Source organism: Scleromatobacter humisilvae, assembly GCF_023231945.1.
Lineage (GTDB): Bacteria > Pseudomonadota > Gammaproteobacteria > Burkholderiales > Burkholderiaceae_C > Scleromatobacter > Scleromatobacter humisilvae.
Genome location: NZ_JAJLJH010000003.1, coordinates 473,131 through 494,740 on the forward strand (window position 1 = coordinate 473,131; position 21,610 = coordinate 494,740).

A 21,610-nucleotide genomic window follows, 5' to 3' on the forward strand; every position below is an offset into this window, starting at 1 on the left:
GCGGCAACCTGCAATTCCTTCCCGTTGTGTTGCTGCGCTTTACGCGCCAGACGGACAACTGTCACCAACCTGAAAGCGTTGCTCAAGGGCTCCCGTCTAACATAGAGCCGACATGAAACGCCGCCTGATCGCCGCTGCTGGATTCACGCTTGCCTCTGCTTGCGGGCTGGCGAGTGCGGCGCCGTGGACGGTGATCGTGCAGCCCGGCGTGTACGGCCGCGTGGCCATCGGCGGCTATGCGGAGCCGCCGCAGGTCGTTGCGCCGCAGCCGGTCATGGCCGTCGACAACGGCTATGGCCAGGTGGTGGAAGAGGTGGTCGATCCGGCCTATGCCACCGACCAGCCGCCGGTCTATCTGTGGGTGCCCGAATACCAGCGCACGCATTGGGCACAGTACAGCCGCGAGTACGGGGCGTACGGCGTGCCGGTCTACTTCGTGGACGACCGCTGGTATCGCGCCAACGTCCTGGGCCGCAACTGGACGCCGGAGCAGCGCGCGTGGACGCCGCAGCAATGGGCGGAGCAGGATCGCCTTGCCCGCGACCGCCTCGAGCGCCAGCGTTTCGAGCAGCAGCGCGCCGAGCAACAGCAGCGCTGGAACAACCAGCGCGCATGGTACGGGCGGCAGCCGCAGCAGACCGCGGCAGCCTCGCAGCCGCGCGAGGGCGCGCGCGGCGAACTGGGCCTGGTCGACAACCGCCGGGCCGACAGCCGTGCCGAGGAGCGTGCCGCTCGTCGCGCGCCGGGCGGCTTCGAACACGGCCACGGCGGCGGCGGCGGAGGCCGCGACCATTGAGCCCTTCGCGCGCCGCGCCCGCCCACGCGTGACGCGCGCGGGGCGCGCAGCTTGCGACGTCGCCGGATGGCATCGCAGTCGACGGCGCGCTGCACGTCCTCGTCCGGTCGCTGCCGACGCCCGCTGAAGCCCGAGCCGCGTCGCGTCGGATCGACGACGCGTCCGCGCCCTCGTTGCGGCCCCGCCAACCCCGCGTTGTCTCGGCTACCCGGCGCCCGCCGCCTCGCCGATACTGCGCGCCATGCACGCAGCAGCATCCACTACCGGCTTGATCCTCACGGGCGGCGGCGCCCGCGCCGCCTACCAGGTGGGCGTGCTGCACGCCATCCACCGCATCCGCCGCGAGGCCGGCGCGCCTCCCGGCAATCCGTATCCGGTGCTGGCCGGCACCTCGGCCGGCGCGCTCAACGCCGCGGCGCTCGCCACCGATGCCGACGATGCCGACGCCGGCATCGCCAAGCTGGTGCGCGTGTGGGAGAACATGCATGTGGCGCAGGTCTATCGCACCGACTCGTTCGGCGTGATCCGCACCGGCGCGAAGTGGCTCACGATGATGTCGATGGGCTGGGCGATCGCGCGCATGCGCAAGCTGCGTCCGCGATCGATGCTGGACAACGCGCCGCTGCACCGGCTGCTCGCCGAGATGATCGACCTCGACCGCATCGGCCACCTGGTCGCCGACGGCCACCTGAAGGCGCTGGCGGTGAGTGCGTCGAGCTACACCTCGGGCACGCACGTGACGTTCTACCAGTCCGCGGCCGAGCACGAGCCGTGGATCCGCTCGAACCGCCTCGCGGTGCAGGGCGAGCTGACCATGGCGCACCTGCTCGCGTCGGCGGCGATCCCGTTCATGTTTCCCGCCGTGACGCTGCCGCTGCAGGGCTCGTACGAGTGGTTCGGCGACGGCTCGATGCGCCAGACGGCGCCGATCTCGCCGGCGATCCACCTGGGCGCCGACCGCATCCTGGTGATCGGCGCCGGCCGCATGCGCGAGCCGGCGGGGCCGCGCATCATGGGGCCGTCGGCGTACCCGTCGATCGCCCAGATTGGCGGCCACGCGCTGTCCAGCATCTTCCTGGACGCGCTCGCCGTGGACGCCGAGCGCCTGCAGCGCATCAACGCCACGCTGTCGCTGATACCCGAGGAGGTACGCGCCCAGGCCGCGCTCAAGCCGGTGCGCCTGCTGCTGATCTCGCCGTCGGAACGCCTGGACGACATCGCCGCGCGCCATCTCGACGCGCTGCCCAGCTCGATCCGCGCGCTGCTGGGCGGCATCGGCGTGTCGGGCGGCGGCCCCGGCAGCAATGGCTCGGCGCTGGCCAGCTACCTGCTGTTCGAGCAGGCCTACACGCGCGAACTCATGGCCCTCGGCGAGAGGGACACCCACGCGCGGCGCGGCGAGGTGCTCGATTTCTTCGATCTCGAGCCGCCGGGATCCACGAACGGATGACGATCTCCGCGGAGCCGTCGTTCGCCGTCCGCCGCGCGCGGGCGGGGGATGCCGGCGAGATCCATCGGCTCCACGCGCAACCCGACCAGTAGGCGATGTCGGCGCCCGCGCTGTGGCGCGGGCAGGGGTGTGGGCGAGCGTCCTGGCGGCGACAGGCCGGAGTCAGATGCTCGAGGTGCCGGAGAAACAGACCCCAGCTTCCCCTGCCGCTGACGATCCGCGAGCCAGGAACCGCCCGCGCGCGGCGCGGGCAAGAAGCCGCCTCGGCAAACCGGCGACAACTCAAATGGAAACGCCCCGCGAACGGGGCGTCATCGTCGGGCTCGGCGGGCACGAGGCCCGCGTCAGCTCACTTCTTGGCAGCCGAGGCCGCCGACGCCTTGGCAGCAGCCTTGTCGGCCTTCTTCTGCGCGGCGGCGGAGGCCTTGTCGGCCTTGGCTTGAGCCGCGGCGGCCTTCTTCATTTCCTTGGCGCTGCTGGCCGGCGCGGCCGGAGCGGCGGCGGTGGCGGGCTTGGCGACGACGGCGGGCGTCGCCGGAGTCGTCGTGGCGGTCGGCTTGGCGTTGGCGGCCGGGGTCGGCAGCGGAGCCGGCGCGGGCGTCGTGGCCTTGGCGGGCACCGCGGCCGGGGCCGTCGGCTTCGCCGGCGCGGCGGGCGCCGCGGGCGCGCCGGCCATGGCGGCGCCGTTGACGGTCAGGCCGGCGGCAGACATCTTGGCCGCGTTCTTGTCGCCGATGCCCTTGACGCGCGTGACCAGGTCCGGCCAGTCCTTGAACGGGCCGTTGGCGCGCTCGGCGATGATCTTGGCGGAGATGGCCGGGCCGATGCCCTTGATGGCCTCCAGGTCGGCCTGCGAGGCGTTGTTGGCGTCCGCCGCGAACACCGAGAAGGCGAGGAAGGCCATCAGGGCCACGAGAATGCGTTTGATCATGGTGCGTCCTTGGGTGGGAGAGCGTTGTGCGCGCTTCAGGGGCGCTGCGGCCCGTTGCGGGCCCGGAATCGAGCGCCGCATGCAGTGTCAACGCGGGGCGTGACCGCAGGTTGACCCGCTCTTCACGTTTCGTTCACATGGCGTGAACGGCGCCTCACGCCTGTTGCACGTCCGCCAATATGCGCGTGACCAAGGTCTCGCACCAGTGCGCGTTGGTGAAGCGCTGCGCCTCGGCGCTGGCCAGGAACTCGCGGATGCCCTGCTGGTACATCGCGAAATGGCCGGCATCGATGCGCTCGATGAAGGCGAGCATCTCGTTGGGCGTCCTGAACTGGTCGCCGTCGATGAAGCAGTCCTCCGGGATCGGCGGCCGCGAGTGCGCCGTGCCGATGTAGACGGGCACGCAGCCGCTGGTCAGGCAGTCGAAGATCTTCCCGCTCAGGTAGCCGGGGCTGCCGCGTGAGTCTTCGTAGCAGATGGAAAAGCGCGCGCGGTCCAGCACCTCGTGCTTGTGGTCGACCTTGCCGCGCCAGCTCGGGAAGGCCGCGGGCGCATCGGGCGCCAGGCGGCGGCGCCACTCGTTGACGCGCCGGGTGACGCGGCCCAGCGGGCCCGGCTCGGCGGCGGGGACGTCCCAGCCCGCGCCGAACAGCGCGAAGCGGTCGGGCGCCTGCACCTCGAAGTAGCGGATCGCCTCGATGCGCCGCTGCTGCAGGCTGCGCGGATCGGGACGCGGCAGCGCGTCGTTGGACGCGACCAGCACGCAGAACAGGTCGCGCTCCTTGAAGTCGGGGACGTCGCGCGGCGCGAGGTCGTTCGGATGATCCAGCGCGACGACGTGGTCGTGGTCGATCAGCGCCTCGTTGCTCGTGAACAGCTTGCGGTAGCGCGCCAGCTCCACGAGGTTGCCGTTGATCGGCCGCACGATGGCATCCTCGTGCAGGTAGGCGTAGCTGAGCGGGTGGCCGACACGGCGCTGCGCGTCCAGGTGCAGCTCGAACTCCACCTCGCGGTCGGCGTTGACGTCGCGCGTGTTGAGCTCGACGCCCTCGACGGCGAAGCGGTCGCGCAGCTGGCGCCACGGCAGGAGGACGTCGCGCCCGTCGGCGCGGAACGGCGCGTTGGCGCGCAGGCGGTCGACCACCAGCGTCGCGTAGCGCATGGGCGCGAGGATGGCCGTCTCCGGACCACTCATTCGACGGCGCCCTCGCAGGCCTTCAGCAGCCCGGCGTAGATCGAGTTGGGCGCCGGCACCGTCTCCCAGTTGTTGTGCCAGTGGATGGCCAGGAAGCGGTCGGTCGACAGCGCGTGCATGTCGAGCGCGAGGTTGTCGCGCGCCTCGAAGAATTTCGCCGGATCGCCGTACAGCACCGAGCCGGGCGTCCACAGCGGGTCGAACAGCCGCGCCGGATGCACCACCACGCCCAGCTCGGCGCAGACGTGGTCGGCGAACAGGATCCACGGCAGGAAGTTCTCGAGCTCGTTGCCCTTGCGCGTCAGCGCGGTGCTCCAGCTACGGTTGGGCAGGTACAGGATCGCCGAGTTGGCGAACGGCAGTTCCTCCCAGCGGTAGGCCCAGGCCTTGTCCCCGCACTGGGCGGTCAGGTCGCTCGTGAAGCAGATGTCGAGGTCGACGTAGAGGCAGGCGTCGGGATAGTGCTCCAGCGGCACCAGGCAGCGCGCGAGGTCGCCGCGGTAGGCCTTGTTGCGCGTGAAGCCGGCGAACAGCTTCGACGAGTGCTTGTAGGTCAGGCCGAACTGCGGGTGCTCCCACGCGTTGCGGCGCGCCCATTGCGGGGCGATCTTGCGATGGATGGCGCGGGCGATCTGGCGCAGCTTCGGCGAGCGGTCGTAGCTGGCGACCGGCCGCGCGCTGACGTGCTTGCCGATCAGCGCGTTCAGCGAGAACGAGCGCAGCGCGATGCGCGGATGCGTCTTGATCCACTGCAGCTCGGGCGCCTCGATGGCGCTGGCATCGTCCTCGTCCAGCCACAGCTCGTAGCGCGACTCGGGATGCTGGCGCAGGAAGCTGCGGAAGTGCAGGTCGGTGACGGCCGGCAGCCGGCCCGCCCAGTAGCCGAAGAAGGTGACGGTAGCGGGGTTGGGCGCCATCAGCGGACCCGGTCGAAAGTCTTCATCGGCAGGCGGTGGTCATTGGCGGCGAGCAAGCGGTCGACGGCGATGCGCAGGATAGCCGGCGCCCGTGCGCGTCACGCGCGCGCGGGCGGGGCAAGAACGACGGACGGCGGCCTGGCGCCGCCGGACGGCACTATTCCTTCCAGTGGTCGGAGATCCACGGCGACGCCTTCGCATGGCGCCAGTTGCCATTGCTGCGGCCGGCCAGGGCGTCGGGCGGGTTCATCACGCCATGGAAGACGATGATGCGCGCCCCCTTGGGAATCGACGGGGCGAGGAAATAGTTGAGCGGAAATCGCGCGATGCTGTGGTACTTGAAACTGGCGCACCACTCGGCGGGCCAGTACTGCAGCTTGCCCTGCTCGTGCAGCACGCCGGACAAATAGGCCTGCTCGTTGCGATAGAGCTTGCGCATCGCCGCCGACTCGGCGCGGAACTTGGCCAGCACGTCGGCGTGCGCGCCGAGCTGGAAGCGGTAGACCGACGAATTGCCGGTGATGCGCCACGGCCGCTTCCAGTCGTGGATGATCAGGAACTCGCCGGGCATCTCGAAGAACGGCGTGATGTCGTCGACGATCACGATGTCGATGTCGAGGAACAGCGCCGTGCCGCGCAGGCCGTGCAGGTCGGCCTCGAAGGTCGTGAGCTTCTTCCAGCCGCGCTCGGGCAGGCCGTCAGGCAGCGCGAGGTCGGGGATGGGCAGGCACTCGACCTCCGGGCGCACGCCCTCGGACGAATCGGTCAGGCAGACGAAGCGGAACGGGCCGCGCAGATGGCGGTGTACCATCGCGTAGAGTCTGTTGACGTATTCCGGACCGTACTTCGTACCCCACTTCATGCAGAGCACCACCCGGTTCGAAGTTCCCATCGCTGACGTCGTATCCATGATCATTGGACGGCTATCGTAACTGAGCGTCCCTGCGGCATGCGCCTGCATGCGACGCGACTCCATTCTATGGCTTCACTCTTTCTCCAGAATCTTGCCGAACACCAGGCGTTGATGGCGACGCTGGGCACGCTCGACGACACCATCGCCGACGCCGGCCGCAAGCTCGCCGACGTGCTTCGCGGCGGCGGCAAGCTGATGTTCTGCGGCAACGGCGGCTCCGCCGCGGACGCCCAGCATCTCGCCTCCGAGCTGACCGGCCGCTTCATCAACGACCGCAAGCCGCTCGCCGGGCTCGCGCTCAACACCGACAGCTCCGCGCTCACCTGCATCGGCAACGATTACTCGTTCGACGACGTCTTCGCCCGCCAGGTGAGCGGCCTCGGGCGCGCCGGCGACGGGCTGGTCGCGATCTCGACCTCCGGCAACTCGCGCAACGTGCTGCGCGCCGTGGCCGCGGCCCGCGAGGCGGGCGTGTTCACGCTGGGCCTGCTCGGACGCGACGGCGGCGCCCTGCTGCGCGAGTGCGACGCCGCGATCGTCGTGCCGCACGGCGTGACGGCGCGCATCCAGGAGGCGCACATCCTCGTCGGCCACACGCTGTGCGGGCTGATCGAACGCGAGCTGGGCGTCGCGGGATGAGCGTGGGCACCGTCTCCATCCCGCCGCTGGCCGAGCTGGCGCGGCGGCGCATCCTGGTCGTGGGCGACGTGATGCTGGACCGCTACTGGCACGGCGCGGTGGACCGCATCTCGCCCGAGGCGCCCGTGCCCGTCGTGCGCGTCGAGCGCGTCGAGGAGCGCCTGGGCGGCGCCGCCAACGTGGCGCTCAACGTCAAGAGCCTGGGCGCGCGCGTCACGCTGCTGACCGTGGTCGGCGAGGACCAGGCCGCCGAATCGCTACGCGGCCTGCTCGCGGCGCACGGCATCGAGGCCGAGCTGCGCGCCGACGCGCAGTTCGCGACCATCCTCAAGCTGCGCGTGATCGGCCGCGCCCAGCAGCTGATCCGCATCGACTTCGAGAACGACCCGAACCACGAGGTGCTGGCGCAGATGGTCGACAGCTTCGCCGAGAAGGTGGCCGACCACGACGTCGTGCTGTTCTCCGACTACGGCAAGGGCGGCCTGACGCACATCTCCCGCATGATCGAGCTCGCGCGCGCCGCGGGCAAGCCGGTGTTCGTCGACCCGAAGGGGCGCGACTACCGGCGCTACGCCGGCGCCACCGTCATCACGCCCAACCGGGCCGAGCTGGCGCAGGTGGTGGGCAGCTGGCGCGACGAGGACGACCTGAACGCACGCGTCGCGGCGCTGCGCAAGGACATCGGCGTCGAGTCGGTGCTGCTGACGCGCTCGGAAGAGGGCATGACGCTGTTCCAGCCCGGCGGCATCGTGCACGAGCAGTCCAAGGCGCGCGAGGTCTTCGACGTCACCGGCGCCGGCGACACCGTCATCGCCGCGCTCGCCACGCTGACGGCCGCGGGGCTGCCGCTGGAGGCCGCGACGCGGCTGGCCAACAAGGCGGCCGGCATCGTGGTCGGCAAGTTCGGCACGGCCACCGCGAGCTACGAGGAACTGGTGGCGTGAGCGCGCTGGAGGACAAGGTCTTCGACGCCGTGGCGTTGGACGCCGCCGCGCTGGCGCGCCGACTGTCCTCGCTGCCGCGGCCACTCGTGTTCACGAACGGCGTCTTCGACGTGCTGCATCGCGGCCACGTCGCCTACCTGCACGCCGCGCGGCAATGCGGCGCGAGCCTGATCGTGGCCGTCAACTCGGACGCATCGGCGCGCGGCCTGGGCAAGGGCCCGGATCGCCCGCTCAATCGCGACATCGACCGCGCGCTCGTGCTCGCGGGGCTGGCCTCCGTCGACGCGGTCACCTTCTTCGACGAACCCACGCCCTGCGCGCTGCTCGCGCGCGTGCGGCCCGAGCTCTACGTCAAGGGCGGCGACTACGACATGGAAGCGCTCGAGGAGACGCGCCTCGTGCGATCCTGGGGCGGCGAGGCGAAGGCGATCCCGTTCGTCGACGGCTACTCCACGACATCGCTGGTGCGGCGCATCCGCGGGCAGGGCGCGTGAGCCGGCCCGCGGCGTTCCTCGATCGCGACGGCGTCATCAACGTCGACCACGGCTACGTGCATCGCTGGGAGGACTTCGAGTTCGTGCCCGGCGTCGTCGACGGCCTGCGGCGCCTGCAGGCCGCGGGCTACGCGCTGGTGATCGTGACCAACCAGTCCGGCATCGCGCGCGGCTTCTACGACGAGGACGCGCTGGGCCGTCTGCACGACGCGCTGCGCGCCGACCTCGCCGCGAAGGGCGTGACGCTGACGTCCATCGAGTATTGCCCGCACCTGCCGCCGCCGCATGCCGAGCTCGCGCGCTACGCGATCGATTGCGACTGCCGCAAGCCCGCGCCGGGCATGATCCTGCGGGCCGCGCGCGCGCACGATCTCGATCTCGCGCGCTCGCTGCTGTTCGGCGATCGCGCGACCGACCTCGAGGCCGGACGCCGCGCCGGCGTCGGCCGCTGCGTGCTGCTCGCGGCCGACGCCAAGCCGGGCCCGCAGCCGGTCGACTACCTGAACCTGCCCGAGGCGCTGGACGCGCTGTCGGTGCCCGCCGCTTGACCTGGCCCCTCGTCGCCATCGAGGCCACCAACCTGACGGACGACCGCGCCACGGGCGTCGGCCGCTACACGCGCCAGCTCGTCGAGGCGCTGTCGACGCTGGACGTCCCCGCGCCAGACGAGTTCGAGCTGCTGCAGCTGTGCAAGCGCTCGCGCTGGAAGCTGCGCGATCGGCTGGCGCAGGGGCCGCGGCTGCGCGCGCAGTCCTGGTACGGCGCGATCTGGCCGCTGCCCCGGCCCGCGTGCAAGGTGCTCCACGTGCCCGACGAACGCGAGCCGCCGTGGAACGTGCCGGTGGTCGCCACGGTGCATGACCTGTACGCGGCGCTCAATATCAACTACGTCGACGAGAGCAAGCGCCAGCGCAAGCTGCGCTTCTACGAACACCTGCGCGATCGCTGCACGCGGCTGGTGTGCGTCAGCGAGAACACGCGGCAGGATTTCCTGCGGCTCGTCGGCGGCGATCCGGCGCGCCTGAAGGTCGTGCCGCTGGGCGTGTCGCCCATCTTCCGGCCGCACTCGGCGGCGGAGATCGACGCCCTGCGCGCGCGCCTTCGCCTTGATGGCCCTTACCTGCTGTTCGTCGGCGCCACGGCCAACAAGAACCTGGCGCGCGTGGTCGAGGCGTTCGCGGCGGGGCGCTTCACGCGCGACTTCTCGCTCGTCGTCGCGGGCCAGCAATCGGCCGAGGTGCTGGCGTCGTTGACGTCCCGCCTGGCCACGCTGGGCCTCGCGTCGCGCGTGCACCTGGCCGGCCACGTGGGCGATGCGGACCTGCCCGCGCTCTACGCCGGCGCGGCGGCCTACCTGTTCCCGTCGCTCTACGAAGGCTACGGCCTGCCGATCCTCGAAGCCATGGCCAGCGGCACGCCCGTCCTTGCGAGCGACCGTGGCAGCTGCCCCGAGGTGGCGGCGGGGCAGGCCGTCATCGTCGACCCGACCGACGTCGACGCGCTGGCCGCGGGCATCGCGGCCACGCTGGCGATGCCTGCCGACCGCCGCGCCGCGGCGCTCGCGCATGCCCGCGCCCGCACGTGGGCCGAGACGGCGCGCGGCACGCTTGCGGTCTGGCGCGAGGCGATGGCCGAGGCTTAGGCCAGGCCCAGTTCGCGCAGCGCCTGCGCGGCCACGTCGCTGGCGCGGATGTCGTGCAGCGACGCCGCCTGCACGAGGCGCATCGTCTGCGGATCGTGTTCCAGCGGCGGGCGCGGCCCCAGCACCACGAAGGTCGGCGTGCCGACCGCGGCGGCGATCTGCACGGCGCCGGTGTCGTTGCCGATGCACGACTGAACCAGCGACAGCGCGGCGACGCTGTCGGCCACCGTGCCGTCGGTCATCGTGGCGACGTGCGCACGCAGCGGCGCCGGGATGCGCGCGAGGATGGATCGTGCGAGCGCGGCTTCCGCGGGACCGGCCAGCAGCAGCACGCCGTGGCCGCGGGCCGCGAACAGGGTCGCGAGCTCGACGAACTGCGCCTCGCCCCACTGCTTGAACGGCTCGGACGCCCCGATCGCCAGCGCGTGCAGCGGCCGCGGCAACGGCGCGAGGCGCGCCTGCATGCGCGCCAGCGCGTCGGGCCGCACGCTCAGGCGCGGCACGACCGGGGCATCGCACCAGCCCTGCGCGATCGCGAAGGCGCTGGCGTCCTTGTAGCTGGCCACCGCCGGGCCCTCGTACAGGCGGATCCACGGCGACGGGGTCAACATCCAGCGCTGCAGCCAGGTGGCGCCGTAGCCCAGGCGCGTGCGGATGCCCGCGCGCCAGGCCACGAACAGCGCGCGCGCCGGATGGTCGGAGAACAGCACCAGCCGCTCGAACCGCTCGGAGGCGAGCTGCGCCGCGAAGCGGAGCAGCCCTGCCAGGCCGCTGTGGCGCCCGCGCCGGCGCTCGCTGCGGCGCGGCCGGCGGTCGAAGTCGACCACCTCGCGCAGCCAGGGCTCATGGCCGATCAGCTCGCGCGCCATCACGCTCGGCGCGGCGATCAGCGTGACCTGCCCGTCGCTGCTGGTCCCGGCGATGAGCCGCAGGTACTCGGCATGCCAGACGAGGTCGCCCATGCCGTTCTGCTGCAGCAGCACGGCGGTGCGCGGGCGCGTGTCGACGCGAGGCGGGGCGCTGCTCAAGATCGTGCGACGCTTGCCGGCAGTGATTCGAGCACGCGCTGCGCGACGTCCTCCGGCCGGATCTCGGCCAGGCTCTTCGCAACGATCAGGTGCAAGGTCCCGGGATCGTGCTCGAGCGGCGGCCGCGGGCCCAGCACGACCCAGGAGGGCGTGCCGACCGCCGCGGCGATCTGCACGGCGCCGGTGTCGTTGCCGATGCAGGTCTGCACCAGCGACATCGTCGCGACCGTCTCGGCGACGGTGCCGTCGGTGATGGCGCGCACGTGGCCGCGCAGGTCGGCGGCGATGCGATGCAGCGTGGCGTCGGCGATCTCGCGCTCGGCCGGACCGGCGACCAGCACGACGCCATGGCCCTCGCGCGCCAGCCGGGTGGCCAGCGCGACGAAGTTGTCGACGCCCCATTGCTTGTACGGCTCGGAGGCGCCGATCGCCAGCGCGTGCAGCGGCCGCGGCAGGCCGGCCAGGCGGGCGCCGGCGTGGGCCAGCGCGTCCTGCCGCACGACCAGGCTGGGCACGACGGGCGCGTCGGCGAAGCCGTGCGCGATCGCGAAGGCGGTGACGTCCTTGTAGGCCGTGACGGCCGGCCCCGAGTAGGCCTTGATCCACGGCCCCGAGGTCAGCAGCCGCCGCTGCAGCCAGCTCGTGCCGTAGCCCAGGCGCTGCGGGATGCCCGCGGCGACCGCGACGAGCGTGCGGTTGGTGTGGTTGGTCAGCAGGATGATGCGGTCGAAGCCGTAGGGCCGCAGCTCGACGCCCATGCGCCACAGGCCCAGCGTGCCGCGATGGCGGCCGCGGCGCTTCTCCTCGCGGCGCGGGTGGCGGTCGAAATCGATGATCTCGCGCACGCAGGGCTCGTGGCCGATCAGCTGGCGCGCGAACGTCGTGGGCGAGGCGATGACCGTGACCTGGCCGTCGCGGCTGGTCTCGGCGATGCGGCGGATGTAGGGCGCGTGCCAGACCAGGTCGCCCATCCCGACCCACTGGTGCAGCACCGCCGTGCGAGGCCGGGTATCGACAGTCACTTGAGCCCCTCCCGCGCCGAGTGGGGCGCTGCGGCCCCCGAGGGGACTGCGTGCCTCCTTGGGGCGGCCCGGCGCACGGCCCGCAGAAGGCTTGCCTTTGGGCGCGTCACTGTTCTTCGATCCGCAACGCGGGGTAGCTGTCCCAGCTGAGGCAGCCCGGGCATTGCCAGAAATGGCGCTGCGCCTCGAAGCCGCAGGCGGCGCAGCGGTAGCGTTGCAAGGGCTTGGCGGCGCGCGTCACCGCGGTGCGCACATCGGCCAGCGACTGCTCGGCCATCGGGCCGACCGCCTTGGCCGAGGCCGCGATGGCCGGCTGCTGCAGCACCTCGCGCGCGGCCGACAGCGTCGGGTGCGCATGCAGCATGTCGCGGTAGCGATTGGCGGCGACCTCGGGGTCGGACTCCAGCTTCGCCCAGGCGCTGAGGAAGTCCAGCCGCGGCGCGTCGGCGAGCAGCTTCTCGAGGGCCGTCTTCGCGTCGGCGGCGCGGCCGGCGGCGATCGCGGCGGCGGCGTAGTCGTTGGCCACCAGCGTGAAGCTGGCCGGGTCGCGCCGGCGCAGCTCGTTCCAGGCCTCGAAGGCCTCGGCGGGCTGGCCCGCGCGCGCAAGGCGCTGGCCCTGCATCACCCACGGGCGCGCCGACGACGGATCGGCCTTGAGCGCCTGCTGCAGCGCGCGCTCGGCCTCGTCGGGATGGTGCTGCTCCTCGGCCATCTGCGCGAGCTCGCACCAGTAGTGCGAGATGCGGCGCGCGAACGAGCCGGTGCCGGCCGACTCCAGCTGCTGCGCGGTGTCGACCGCGGCGCGCCAGTCGCGCGAGCGCTCGTACAGATTGAGCAGGGCCAGGCGCGCCTCGGTGTGGTAGGCCGTGCCTTCGAGCACCTTGTAGGCCGCCTCGGCGCGGTCGAACAGGCCGGCCTTGACGAAGTCCTGTGCCAGCGCGTGCTGCGCGCGCTCGCGATCGGCCTGCGACAGGTCGGCACGCACGAGCAGGTGCTGGTGCACGCGCACCGAGCGCTCGAACTCTCCGCGGCGGCGGAACAGGTTGCCGAGCGCGAAGTGCAGCTCGGTGGTGTCGGGGTCGTTCTGCACCGTCTCGATGAAGGCGTCGATCGCCTTGTCCTGCTGTTCGTTGAGCAGCAGCGACAGGCCCTTGTAGTAGGCCTTGGGCGATTCGCGCGTCTCGCGCTTGAGCTGGCGCAGGTCGAAGCGCGAGCCCAGCCAGCCGAGGATGAAGAACAGCGGCAGGCCCAGCAACAGCCACTGGTAGTCAAAGTCCATCGCGCACCACCGTCACGTCGGGAGCCACGGGCGCGGCGGGCAGGGCGGGCGGCGCGGGCACGACCGGGGTCTCGAGCCGGCGCGCGCGGCGGCGGTGGTGCCACCAGCTGGGCGTCATCGCCAGCACCCCGAAGACCGTCCCGGCCACGAACGCGGCCAGCACGATGATGACCATGCGCGCCGTCCAGGCGTACGAGAACATCCAGTTGACCGTCGCCGGCTGCTGGTTGTTGATCGCGAAGCCGAACAGGGCCAGGAACAGAAAGGCTCGGACGAGCCAGGTCAGGATGCGCATTCTCTCTTTCGCGTTTTCGGACGCTGCCCCGCGGATTCTACGAACGACCGCGGCCTTTTATGGTCGCGCAGCAATTCTTTGTGGCTGCCCAGCGCCACAGCCCCGTCGAGCGCTCAATCCGCCATGAACTCGCACAGCAGGCGATGGAAGTGATGCACGCCCTGTTCCTTGCTCGGCGAGTAGCGCCCACGGTCGTAGAAGCGCGACTGGATCCCGCGCTGCACCTGCTGCACGACGGCCTCGTCCTCCATCTCCACCTGGTCGAGGTCGCCGCCGGCGCCGTCGCCCAGCCTGGCGGCGTCCCACACGTACGAGCGAAAGATCACCCGCGTGCGATCCACGCCCCGCGGCTGCACGACGTTGACCGACAGTCCCCATGGGTAGAAGTTGAGCATCAGGTTCGGAAACACCCAGTAGTAGTACGCCGCGACGCGCTCGCCGAAGTCCGGCGACGAGCGCGGCAGATCGAACGCCTGCTCGCCGTCGCGCGCGCGGGCGAACTGCAGGTTCGCGTAGCGCTGCAGCTCGTAGGCGTAGCCGTCGGCCTCGAGCACCTGGTTGAGCGCCGGGTGGATGAACGGGATGTGCAGGCCCTCGAGGTAGTTCTCGACGTAGAGCGCCCAGTGCGCGGCGATGTCGAAGTTGCGGTCGCGCGAACGCTCGTGCCGGAAGTCGTCGAGCGGCAGCCATGCGAGCCGGGAGCGGATGTCGCCGAGGAAGTCGTCCAGCGGCGCCGCTGGGTTCACCGCCGCGAAGGCCTGCGTGCCCAGGAGCCCGAACGGCACCTGCGGCAGGTGGTCGGACGGCGCCGGGAAGTTCCTCGCCTCGGCGAACTCGGGCATGAAGGTCATGCGCCCGGCCATGTCGAAGCGGCGCGAGTGGTAGCCGCAGCGGATCTGCTCGGCGCGGCACGGCGCCTTCACGAGCAGGTTGCCGCGGTGCGTGCAGACGTTGGACAGGCAGCGCAACGCCCCCGCGCCGTCGCGCGCGAGCAGCAGCGGCTCGTCCAGGCCGCCGGGCAGCATCTCGCGCGGCGACAGCGAGCCGGGCGGCGCGACGTCCTCGATGTCGCCGATCCATTGCCAGCTGCGCGCGAAGACGCGTTCCTTCACGCGCTCGTAGGCGGCGAGGTCGCGGTAGAACGCGCTGGGCAGCGTGTGGGCGAGGGTGATGTCGGGGTGGACGTGGTACGTGGCATTCACGCGGCGATCATGCCATCGGCCGGCACGCGCCGACACTGGCGCTTGCCCTCCGTGGCGCCGCGCAGCCACGCCGCGCGCGACGGCGCAGCGAGCCGCCGCGGACCTGCCGCACGACGAGGTTTGCCAGCGCGATGGCCACGCCCGCCACGGCGCTGGTCGTCAACATGCTCTGGAACAGGATCTCGTGGACGATGTCGGCGGCGGCGCCGCAGATCAGGGCCGAGCCCGCGCTGGCCAGGCCGCGGAGCGCACGAGCGGGGGCGATCATGATTGGCTCCCGGCGTCGCGCTCGGCCCGCGCCTTCAACGCGGCCAGCACTTCGGGGAAGTCGGCCGTGACCAGCGGGCCCAGCGTGGCGGCCTCGGGCCCCTCGACCCGCGCCGTGTAGGTGACGCGCGTGCCGCCCGATGGCAGCGCCTGCAACTCGTGCGAGACGAGGAAGCGCGTGCCGTCGATGACGGTCTCGTCGACGAAGCCCGCATCAGGACGGACGTCGCGCAGCGTGCTGGTGAACGCGTCCATGCCGGGCGGCTGCATGTCGAAAGTCGAGCCGCTGGCGAACGGGCCGTGCAGCGTGATGCGCTCGATGCCGGAGTTCCAGGCCGTCCAGCCCGCGACGTCCTCGAAAAGGCGCCACAGGGCCTGCGGCGAGGCGGTGGTGTCGATGCTGGTGCTGGCTGTCCACATGGGTCTCTCTCCTGGTCTTCTCGATGTCGTTGCATGCATTGGACGAGAGGGCTGCTGACAACGTTCTGTCAGCAGGCGCCGGGATTGCTGCCCCGGCGAGGCGATTTCGAGACATGAGGCCATCGTGAGATCTCCTTGCATCGACGTGCTGTTCATCCAGGGCGCCAGCGACGGTGCCCACGCGGCGGATCGCGCCCTGGCCGATGCGCTGGGCAGCGCCTTGGGCGACGGCTTTCGCGTCCATTTCCCGCACATGCCCCACGAGGAGGCTCCTGACAACGACGTCTGGCGACGCGCGATTTCGACAGCGCTGCACCGCACGCCGGCAACTTTTCTTGTCGCGCACTCGGCCGGCGCTGCCATCGTGGCGGACATGCTGGCGCGCGGGGGCGAGGATGCAGCCGCCCTGGCGGCGCTGCCCGGGGTGTTGCTGCTGGCCCCGCCCTTCGTCGGCGCGGGCGGCTGGAAGCTGGACGGCTTCCGCCTGGACGAGCCCGTCCAGCCCGAGACGCTGGCCGGCCTGCCGTTGCAGCTCTATTTCGGCTCGGCCGACACGACGGTGCCTCCGGCGCACGCCGACCTGTACGCGCGACGGTTCCCCGGCGCGACGATCCATCGCCTGCCCGGCTGCGGCCATCAGTTCGAAGGCTGGATGGCGCACGTCGCGCGCGACGTGCGGGCGCTCGCGCGCGCGTGACGCGCGGGCGCGGGCCAGGAACGACAAGGGCGCCTCGACGGCGCCCCTGCAATGAAAAAGGCACCCGAAGGTGCCTTTTGGAACTACGTCTTGTCGACGGCTGGAAGCTGCTTGTCGACCGCCTCTCGCAAGGCCTTGCCCGGCTTGAAGTGGGGCACCAGCTTTTCAGGGATGGTGACCTGCTCGCCCGAGCGCGGGTTGCGGCCCACGCGCGGCGGGCGCCGGCTGATCGAGAAACTGCCGAAGCCGCGGATCTCGATGCGGTGTCCGCGCGCGAGCGCATCGGACATCGCATCGAGCACGGTCTTGACCGCGTACTCGGTGTCCTTCACGGTGATCTGCGTGAAGCGTTCAGCGAGCTGGTTGACGAGGTCGGACCGTGTCATCGGCAATTATTCCTTGCCGCCGTCCAGCTTGGCGCGCAGCAGGGCGCCCAGGCTCGTGGTGCCGGCGTTCTCACGCTCGTTCGTCGAGGAGATGCGCTGCATGGCTTCCTGCTGGTCGACGTTGTCCTTGGCCTTGATCGACAGCTGGATCGAACGCGTCTTGCGGTCGACGTTGATGATCATGGCTTCGACTTCGTCGCCTTCCTTCAGGATCGAGCGCGCGTCTTCGACACGGTCACGCGTCAGTTCCGAGGCGCGCAGGTAGCCGGTGACATCGTCATTCAGCTGGATTTCCGCGCCGCGCGGGTCGACCGTCTTGACCTTGCCGGTGACAACCGCGCCACGGTCGTTGACCGAGGTGTAGTTGGCGAACGGGTCGCCGTCCAGCTGCTTGATGCCCAGCGAGATGCGCTCGCGCTCGACGTCGATGCCCAGGACGACGGCTTCGACTTCCTGGCCCTTCTTGTAGTTGCGAACGGCGGCTTCGCCGGCTTCGTGCCACGAGAGGTCGGACAGGTGAACCAGGCCGTCGATGCCCTGCGCCAGGCCCACGAACACGCCGAAGTCGGTGATCGACTTGATCGGGCCGTGCACCTTGTCGCCGCGATGGACGTTGGCGGCGAACTCTTCCCACGGGTTGGCGCGGCACTGCTTCATGCCCAGCGAGATGCGGCGCTTGTCTTCGTCGATCTCGAGGACCATGACTTCGACTTCCTCGCCCAGCGTGACGGTCTTGGACGGGGCGACGTTCTTGTTCGTCCAGTCCATTTCCGAGACGTGCACCAGGCCTTCGATGCCCGGTTCGATCTCGACGAACGCGCCGTAGTCGGCGATGTTCGTGACCTTGCCGAACAGGCGCGTGCTGGTCGGGTAGCGGCGGGCAACGCCCATCCACGGATCGTCGCCCAGCTGCTTCAGGCCCAGCGAGACGCGGTTCTTCTCGGCGTCGAACTTCAGGACCTTGGCGGTCAGCTCTTGACCCACCGTCACGACTTCGGACGGGTGACGGACACGGCGCCAGGCCATGTCGGTGATGTGCAGCAGGCCGTCGATGCCGCCGAGGTCGACGAACGCACCGTATTCGGTGATGTTCTTGACCACGCCGTTGACGATCGCGCCTTCGGACAGCGTCTCGAGCAGCTTGGCGCGCTCTTCGCCCATCGAGGCCTCGACCACGGCACGGCGCGACAGCACGACGTTGTTGCGCTTGCGGTCGAGCTTGATGACCTTGAATTCCATGGTCTTGCCCTCGAACGGGCTCATGTCCTTGACAGGACGCGTGTCCAGCAGGGAGCCCGGCAGGAAGGCGCGGATGCCGTTGACGAGGACGGTCAGGCCGCCCTTGACCTTGCCGCTGACCGTGCCGGTGACGAAGTCGCCGGACTCCAGCGCGGTCTCGAGCGACAGCCACGAGGCCAGGCGCTTGGCCTTGTCGCGCGACAGGATGGTGTCGCCGTAGCCGTTTTCCACGGCGTCGATCGCGACGGAAACGAAGTCACCGACCTGGACTTCGACTTCGCCTTGGTCGTTCTTGAACTCGTCGATGGGCACGTAGGCTTCGGACTTGAGGCCGGCGTTGACGACGACGAAGCTGTGATCGATGCGCACCACCTCGGCGGTGATGACTTCGCCGGAGCGCATTTCGCTGCTCTTGAGCGACTCTTCGAACATCGCGGCGAAGGAATCGGGGGCGAAGTCGGTGATCGGTTGGGTCTTGGGCATTGAGTTTTCCTGATGGCCGGCGTGAGGCGACGAATGAAGCGAGCGCTGCCGGCGTGTGCGACCCGGAGAGGGTGCAGGGTTAGGGTGGAACATTCACCGCCCCGAACCGGACGGGGAGTCCGGGCTCGACGCATCCGCGGCGCGAGCCGGGGAGGATGCAGACGGTGGGCTGTTGGCCGCCTTGCGGCGACCGGCTTACATGCGGCGCTTGTCCCAGGCTTCAAGCACGAACTCGACGCCTTCGTCGATGGACATGCCGGAGTTGTCGAGCAAGACCGCATCTTCGGCAGGCTTCAGGGGCGCGACGGCGCGATTCTGGTCGCGCTCGTCCCGCATCCGGAGGTCTGCGAGAAGACTGTCGATATTAGCAGGAATGCCCCGGGAAATCAATTGGCTATGCCGGCGGGCGGCCCTCTGCTCGACGCTGGCCGTCAGGAAGACCTTCAGCGGCGCGGCGGGAAACACGACGGTGCCCATGTCGCGGCCGTCGGCGACCAGGCCCGGCAGGCGGCGGAACGCCAGCTGCAGGCCGTGCAGCGCCTGGCGCACGGCCGGATGCACCGACACCTTCGACGCCAGATTGCCCGTCTCCTCGAGCCGCAGCGACTCGGTGACGTCCTGGCCGGCCAGGAACGCGCGGTCGGCCTCGAAGCGCAGGTCGAGCTGCGCGGCCAGCGCCGCGACGGCCGCGGCGTCGGCGGGATCGGCGCCCGCCTGCTGCACCGCCAGCGCGGTCGCGCGGTACAGCGCGCCGGAGTCCAGCAGCTCGTAGCCGAGGCGGCGCGCCACCTCGGAGGCCAGCGTGCCCTTGCCGGACGCGGTGGGGCCGTCGATCGTGATCACCGGGACGTCCGCGACGTCGACCCGGGCCAGGCCGAAAAGAGCTTCGAAGTAGTCGGGGAAGGTCTTGGCGACGCACTGCGGGTCGAGGATGCGCACCGCGCGCGCGGGCTTGGCGCCGGCCAGCGGGTTGAACGCGGCCAGCGACAGGCACATCGCCATGCGGTGGTCGTCGTAGGTGCGGATCGTGCCGGACAGCCAGTGCGACGGCGAGGCCGGCGGCGTCACCTCGATGAAGTCGGCGCCCTCGACCACGGTCGCGCCCATCTTGCGCAGCTCGGCGGCCATCGCGGCGATGCGGTCGGTCTCCTTGACGCGCCAGCTGGCGATGTTGGTCAGGCGCGTGGTGCCGTCGGCGTAGAGCGCCATCACGGCCAGCGTCATCGCGGCGTCGGGGATGTGGTTGCAGTCGAGGCTGATGGCCTTCAACGGCCACGTGCCGCGGCGCACCTCCAGCCAGCCGGCGCCACCGTCGACCTGCGCGCCCATCGCGCGCGCGGCGTCGACGAAGCGGATGTCGCCCTGGATCGAGTCGAGGCCCACGCCTTCGATGCGCACCGGCGCGTCGGTGCCGGCCAGCGCGCCGAGCGCGACGAAGTACGACGCCGACGACGCGTCGGCTTCGACGTGGATGTCGCCCGGCGAGCGGTATTGCGAGCCGCGCGGCAGCGTGAAGCTGGCGTACGGGTCGGCGGCGTCGCGCTCGACGTCGATGCCGAAGCGCGCGAGCAGGTTCAGCGTGATCTCGATGTAGGGCTTGGAGATCAGCTCGCCGTCGACGGCGATCGTGATCGCGCGCTCCGACGTGGCCAGCGGCAGCGCCAGCAGCAGCGCGGTGAGGAACTGGCTGGAAACGTCGCCGCGCACGCGCACGGCCTCGCGCGTGGAGACGTTCGCGAGGCGCCCGTTGCCCACGCGCAGCGGCGGATAGCCGGCGTTGCCGAGGTACTGGATCGGGCAGCCGAGCTGGCGCAGCGCGTCGACCAGGTCGCCGATCGGGCGCTCGTGCATGCGCGGCACGCCCGACAGCTCGAACTCGCCGCCTTGCAGCGCCGCGAGCACCGCCAGCGCCGCGGTGAGCGGACGCATCGCCGTGCCGGCGTTGCCCAGGAACAGCTTCGCCTTCTTCGCGGCCAGCTGGCCGCCGATGCCGGTGACGTGCAGCACCGGGCCGTCGCGGCGCAGGCCGCAGCCGAGCGCCTCGAGCGCGGCCAGCATGACGCGGGTGTCGTCGGAGGCCAGCAGGTCGTGCACCGCCGTCGTGCCGGCCGCCAGTCCGGCGAGCAGCAGCACGCGGTTGGAGATGCTCTTGGAGCCGGGCAGGCGCACGCGGCCGGCGGCCGAACGAAGGGGCGGGATGTCGAGGAAGGGGATCGCGTACATGCTGGAGCGGCGAAAGTTTCAGTGTCGGACTGACTGTGTGAGCCGGCCGCAGGCCCGCCCAGGCACGAGGGAAGCGAGGATCACATCCGAGCCGATCCGGGCTCCCCCTCGGGGGGCAGCGACGGGAGGAGCGCGGGGGCCGTCATCTCTACTTTTTCCAGTTGGCGCGGCCTGTGGCGGCCTGCTTGATCAGGCCCTCGATGACGTCGGCATTGCCGTCGCGCATGGCCGACTCGAACTTGTAGAGCGTCGTCTTGAACAGCTCGGCCTGCGCGAGCACCTGCGCCTTGTTGGCGAGCAGCACGTCGCGCCAGACCGCGGGGTCGCCGGCGGCGATGCGCGTGAAGTCGCGGAAGCCCGGGCCCGCGAGTTCGAGGAACTGCGCGCCCTCGGGCTGGTGCTGCACCGACAGGAAGGCCGCGAACGCGAGCAGGTGCGGCAGGTGGCTGACGGCGGCGAACGCGGCGTCGTGGGCGTCGGGCGTCATCACGCGCACCTGCGCGCCGATGCCTGTCCAGGCGGCGCGCGCGCGCTCGATCAGCGTCATGTCGGTCTCGACGGTGGGCGTGAGGACGACCTGGCAATCCTGGTAGAGCGTGGCGTCGGCGTGCGTGATGCCGGCCACTTCCTTGCCGGCGATCGGATGCGCGGGCACGAAGCTGGGCAGGCGCTCGCGCAGCACGCGGCGCGCGGCGGCGACCACGTCGGCCTTGGTGCTGCCCACGTCCATGAACAGCGTGTTCGGATGCACGAGGTGGCGGATCGCGCGCAGCGTCGCCTCGGTGGCGGCTACCGGCACGGCGATCAGCACGATGTCCGCGCCCGACACGGCCATCAGCGCCGACTCGGCCATCTGGTCGATCACGCCCATCTTCTGCGCGGTGATCACGGTCGAAGGCGACTTGCTATAGCCCACGACATGCTTGACCAGCCCCGCGCGCTTCATCGCCAGGGCGAACGAGCCGCCCATCAAGCCACAACCGATCAGCCCTAGCTGCCTGAACATCTGGAAATCTTTTCTATTGAAGATCGAAGCATGTCGAACCGCTGCAAACCCGACGCGAATATTTCGCGAGGCGGGATTTCATTTCCGAAGACGGCCGGCATGGCGTCGGTCGGGGCGGTTGCCGACGACGTTACAAAAGTAA

Annotated in this window: 23 protein-coding genes; 8 read left to right on the top strand and 15 right to left on the bottom strand. The window is 70.7% G+C overall.

The window, feature by feature from the left end:
- Positions 1 to 112: 112 nt before the first annotated feature.
- Both LPC04_RS15270 and LPC04_RS15275 read left to right on the top strand, forming a co-directional pair.
- Complete coding sequence (locus LPC04_RS15270; RefSeq protein ID WP_275683109.1) at positions 113 to 796, top strand: hypothetical protein; 684 nt, start codon at positions 113 to 115, stop codon at positions 794 to 796.
- Between the two features lie 241 nt (positions 797 to 1,037).
- Positions 1,038 to 2,246, top strand: a complete 1,209-nt coding sequence (locus LPC04_RS15275) for a patatin-like phospholipase family protein (RefSeq protein ID WP_275683110.1) — start codon at positions 1,038 to 1,040, stop codon at positions 2,244 to 2,246.
- A gap of 349 nt (positions 2,247 to 2,595) precedes the next feature.
- On the opposite strand, the gene LPC04_RS15280 is transcribed toward LPC04_RS15275, so the two are convergent.
- The 4 genes from LPC04_RS15280 to LPC04_RS15295 all read right to left on the bottom strand — a co-directional run bounded on the left by LPC04_RS15280 (position 2,596) and on the right by LPC04_RS15295 (position 6,181).
- Positions 2,596 to 3,177 carry a ComEA family DNA-binding protein gene (locus LPC04_RS15280; protein WP_275683111.1) on the bottom strand — a complete coding sequence of 194 codons (582 nt, stop codon included), beginning with the start codon at positions 3,175 to 3,177 and terminating at the stop codon, positions 2,596 to 2,598.
- Positions 3,178 to 3,331: 154 nt separating this feature from the next.
- The gene (locus LPC04_RS15285; protein WP_275683112.1) at positions 3,332 to 4,372 is read right to left on the bottom strand and encodes a glycosyltransferase family 10 domain-containing protein; all 1,041 of its coding nucleotides are present in this window, start codon (positions 4,370 to 4,372) and stop codon (positions 3,332 to 3,334) included.
- Entirely contained in the window at positions 4,369 to 5,289 is a 921-nt protein-coding gene (locus tag LPC04_RS15290; protein WP_275683113.1) for a hypothetical protein, read from the bottom strand. The genes LPC04_RS15285 and LPC04_RS15290 overlap by 4 nt, the downstream gene beginning before the upstream one ends.
- 157 nt (positions 5,290 to 5,446) lie before the next feature.
- Positions 5,447 to 6,181: a glycosyltransferase gene (locus LPC04_RS15295; RefSeq protein WP_275683114.1), complete on the bottom strand. Its 735-nt coding sequence runs from the start codon at positions 6,179 to 6,181 to the stop codon at positions 5,447 to 5,449.
- Between the two features lie 87 nt (positions 6,182 to 6,268).
- Here LPC04_RS15295 and LPC04_RS15300 point away from each other — a divergent pair, with 87 nt between their 5' ends.
- Genes LPC04_RS15300 through LPC04_RS15320 form a run of 5 tightly spaced genes read left to right on the top strand, consistent with a single transcriptional unit; the run spans position 6,269 to position 9,921 of the window.
- Positions 6,269 to 6,841: a D-sedoheptulose-7-phosphate isomerase gene (locus LPC04_RS15300; protein WP_275683115.1), complete on the top strand. Its 573-nt coding sequence runs from the start codon at positions 6,269 to 6,271 to the stop codon at positions 6,839 to 6,841.
- A complete protein-coding gene (rfaE1, locus tag LPC04_RS15305; protein WP_275683116.1) occupies positions 6,838 to 7,785 on the top strand; it encodes a D-glycero-beta-D-manno-heptose-7-phosphate kinase in 948 nt (315 codons plus the stop codon). Before LPC04_RS15300 ends, rfaE1 begins: the two co-directional genes overlap by 4 nt.
- Before the next feature lie 5 nt (positions 7,786 to 7,790).
- Entirely contained in the window at positions 7,791 to 8,279 is a 489-nt protein-coding gene (locus LPC04_RS15310; RefSeq protein ID WP_275683206.1) for an adenylyltransferase/cytidyltransferase family protein, read from the top strand.
- Positions 8,276 to 8,827 (top strand): D-glycero-alpha-D-manno-heptose-1,7-bisphosphate 7-phosphatase, encoded by a 552-nt coding sequence (locus LPC04_RS15315; RefSeq protein ID WP_275683117.1) that lies wholly within the window; start codon positions 8,276 to 8,278, stop codon positions 8,825 to 8,827. Before LPC04_RS15310 ends, LPC04_RS15315 begins: the two co-directional genes overlap by 4 nt.
- Positions 8,824 to 9,921, top strand: coding sequence for a glycosyltransferase family 4 protein (locus tag LPC04_RS15320; RefSeq protein ID WP_275683118.1), 1,098 nt, complete (start codon positions 8,824 to 8,826; stop codon positions 9,919 to 9,921). Before LPC04_RS15315 ends, LPC04_RS15320 begins: the two co-directional genes overlap by 4 nt.
- Here LPC04_RS15320 and LPC04_RS15325 read toward each other — a convergent pair.
- The 7 genes from LPC04_RS15325 to LPC04_RS15355 all read right to left on the bottom strand — a co-directional run bounded on the left by LPC04_RS15325 (position 9,918) and on the right by LPC04_RS15355 (position 15,434).
- A complete protein-coding gene (locus LPC04_RS15325) occupies positions 9,918 to 10,949 on the bottom strand; it encodes a glycosyltransferase family 9 protein (protein ID WP_275683119.1) in 1,032 nt (343 codons plus the stop codon). The genes LPC04_RS15320 and LPC04_RS15325 overlap by 4 nt on opposite strands.
- On the bottom strand, positions 10,946 to 11,971 hold the full coding sequence (locus LPC04_RS15330) for a glycosyltransferase family 9 protein (protein ID WP_275683120.1): 1,026 nt from the start codon (positions 11,969 to 11,971) through the stop codon (positions 10,946 to 10,948). Before LPC04_RS15330 ends, LPC04_RS15325 begins: the two co-directional genes overlap by 4 nt.
- A gap of 106 nt (positions 11,972 to 12,077) precedes the next feature.
- Positions 12,078 to 13,250, bottom strand: coding sequence for a lipopolysaccharide assembly protein LapB (gene lapB, locus LPC04_RS15335; protein ID WP_275683121.1), 1,173 nt, complete (start codon positions 13,248 to 13,250; stop codon positions 12,078 to 12,080).
- Entirely contained in the window at positions 13,240 to 13,545 is a 306-nt protein-coding gene (locus LPC04_RS15340; RefSeq protein ID WP_275683122.1) for a LapA family protein, read from the bottom strand. The genes lapB and LPC04_RS15340 overlap by 11 nt, the downstream gene beginning before the upstream one ends.
- Before the next feature lie 113 nt (positions 13,546 to 13,658).
- Entirely contained in the window at positions 13,659 to 14,747 is a 1,089-nt protein-coding gene (locus tag LPC04_RS15345; RefSeq protein ID WP_275683123.1) for an aromatic ring-hydroxylating oxygenase subunit alpha, read from the bottom strand.
- A 7-nt stretch (positions 14,748 to 14,754) separates the two neighbouring features.
- Positions 14,755 to 15,015 (bottom strand): hypothetical protein, encoded by a 261-nt coding sequence (locus tag LPC04_RS15350; protein WP_275683124.1) that lies wholly within the window; start codon positions 15,013 to 15,015, stop codon positions 14,755 to 14,757.
- Positions 15,012 to 15,434: an SRPBCC family protein gene (locus LPC04_RS15355; protein ID WP_275683125.1), complete on the bottom strand. Its 423-nt coding sequence runs from the start codon at positions 15,432 to 15,434 to the stop codon at positions 15,012 to 15,014. The genes LPC04_RS15350 and LPC04_RS15355 overlap by 4 nt, the downstream gene beginning before the upstream one ends.
- Before the next feature lie 124 nt (positions 15,435 to 15,558).
- Here LPC04_RS15355 and LPC04_RS15360 point away from each other — a divergent pair, with 124 nt between their 5' ends.
- Positions 15,559 to 16,131, top strand: a complete 573-nt coding sequence (locus LPC04_RS15360; RefSeq protein ID WP_275683126.1) for an alpha/beta hydrolase — start codon at positions 15,559 to 15,561, stop codon at positions 16,129 to 16,131.
- 83 nt (positions 16,132 to 16,214) lie between these two features.
- Here LPC04_RS15360 and LPC04_RS15365 read toward each other — a convergent pair whose 3' ends face one another.
- The 4 genes from LPC04_RS15365 to LPC04_RS15380 form a co-directional block, all read right to left on the bottom strand.
- Positions 16,215 to 16,517 carry an integration host factor subunit beta gene (locus LPC04_RS15365; RefSeq protein ID WP_275683127.1) on the bottom strand — a complete coding sequence of 101 codons (303 nt, stop codon included), beginning with the start codon at positions 16,515 to 16,517 and terminating at the stop codon, positions 16,215 to 16,217.
- A gap of 6 nt (positions 16,518 to 16,523) precedes the next feature.
- Positions 16,524 to 18,239 (bottom strand): 30S ribosomal protein S1, encoded by a 1,716-nt coding sequence (gene rpsA, locus LPC04_RS15370; RefSeq protein ID WP_275683128.1) that lies wholly within the window; start codon positions 18,237 to 18,239, stop codon positions 16,524 to 16,526.
- A 195-nt stretch (positions 18,240 to 18,434) separates the two neighbouring features.
- Positions 18,435 to 20,462, bottom strand: a complete 2,028-nt coding sequence (locus LPC04_RS15375) for a bifunctional 3-phosphoshikimate 1-carboxyvinyltransferase/cytidylate kinase (protein ID WP_275683129.1) — start codon at positions 20,460 to 20,462, stop codon at positions 18,435 to 18,437.
- Between the two features lie 148 nt (positions 20,463 to 20,610).
- A complete protein-coding gene (locus LPC04_RS15380; protein WP_275683130.1) occupies positions 20,611 to 21,468 on the bottom strand; it encodes a prephenate dehydrogenase in 858 nt (285 codons plus the stop codon).
- Positions 21,469 to 21,610: the final 142 nt, after the last annotated feature.

Bases quoted from the DNA above. Each gene is read 5' to 3' on its own strand.
- LPC04_RS15350 (WP_275683124.1), bottom strand. From the start codon at position 15,015: ATGATCGCCCCCGCTCGTGCGCTCCGCGGCCTGGCCAGCGCGGGCTCG.
- LPC04_RS15355 (WP_275683125.1), bottom strand. From the start codon at position 15,434: ATGTGGACAGCCAGCACCAGCATCGACACCACCGCCTCGCCGCAGGCC.
- LPC04_RS15290 (WP_275683113.1), bottom strand. From the start codon at position 5,289: ATGGCGCCCAACCCCGCTACCGTCACCTTCTTCGGCTACTGGGCGGGC.
- LPC04_RS15300 (WP_275683115.1), top strand. From the start codon at position 6,269: ATGGCTTCACTCTTTCTCCAGAATCTTGCCGAACACCAGGCGTTGATG.
- LPC04_RS15285 (WP_275683112.1), bottom strand. From the start codon at position 4,372: ATGAGTGGTCCGGAGACGGCCATCCTCGCGCCCATGCGCTACGCGACG.
- LPC04_RS15365 (WP_275683127.1), bottom strand. From the start codon at position 16,517: ATGACACGGTCCGACCTCGTCAACCAGCTCGCTGAACGCTTCACGCAG.
- lapB (WP_275683121.1), bottom strand. From the start codon at position 13,250: ATGGACTTTGACTACCAGTGGCTGTTGCTGGGCCTGCCGCTGTTCTTC.
- LPC04_RS15280 (WP_275683111.1), bottom strand. From the start codon at position 3,177: ATGATCAAACGCATTCTCGTGGCCCTGATGGCCTTCCTCGCCTTCTCG.
- LPC04_RS15275 (WP_275683110.1), top strand. From the start codon at position 1,038: ATGCACGCAGCAGCATCCACTACCGGCTTGATCCTCACGGGCGGCGGC.
- rpsA (WP_275683128.1), bottom strand. From the start codon at position 18,239: ATGCCCAAGACCCAACCGATCACCGACTTCGCCCCCGATTCCTTCGCC.
- LPC04_RS15270 (WP_275683109.1), top strand. From the start codon at position 113: ATGAAACGCCGCCTGATCGCCGCTGCTGGATTCACGCTTGCCTCTGCT.
- LPC04_RS15375 (WP_275683129.1), bottom strand. From the start codon at position 20,462: ATGTACGCGATCCCCTTCCTCGACATCCCGCCCCTTCGTTCGGCCGCC.
- rfaE1 (WP_275683116.1), top strand. From the start codon at position 6,838: ATGAGCGTGGGCACCGTCTCCATCCCGCCGCTGGCCGAGCTGGCGCGG.
- LPC04_RS15380 (WP_275683130.1), bottom strand. From the start codon at position 21,468: ATGTTCAGGCAGCTAGGGCTGATCGGTTGTGGCTTGATGGGCGGCTCG.
- LPC04_RS15340 (WP_275683122.1), bottom strand. From the start codon at position 13,545: ATGCGCATCCTGACCTGGCTCGTCCGAGCCTTTCTGTTCCTGGCCCTG.
- LPC04_RS15295 (WP_275683114.1), bottom strand. From the start codon at position 6,181: ATGGGAACTTCGAACCGGGTGGTGCTCTGCATGAAGTGGGGTACGAAG.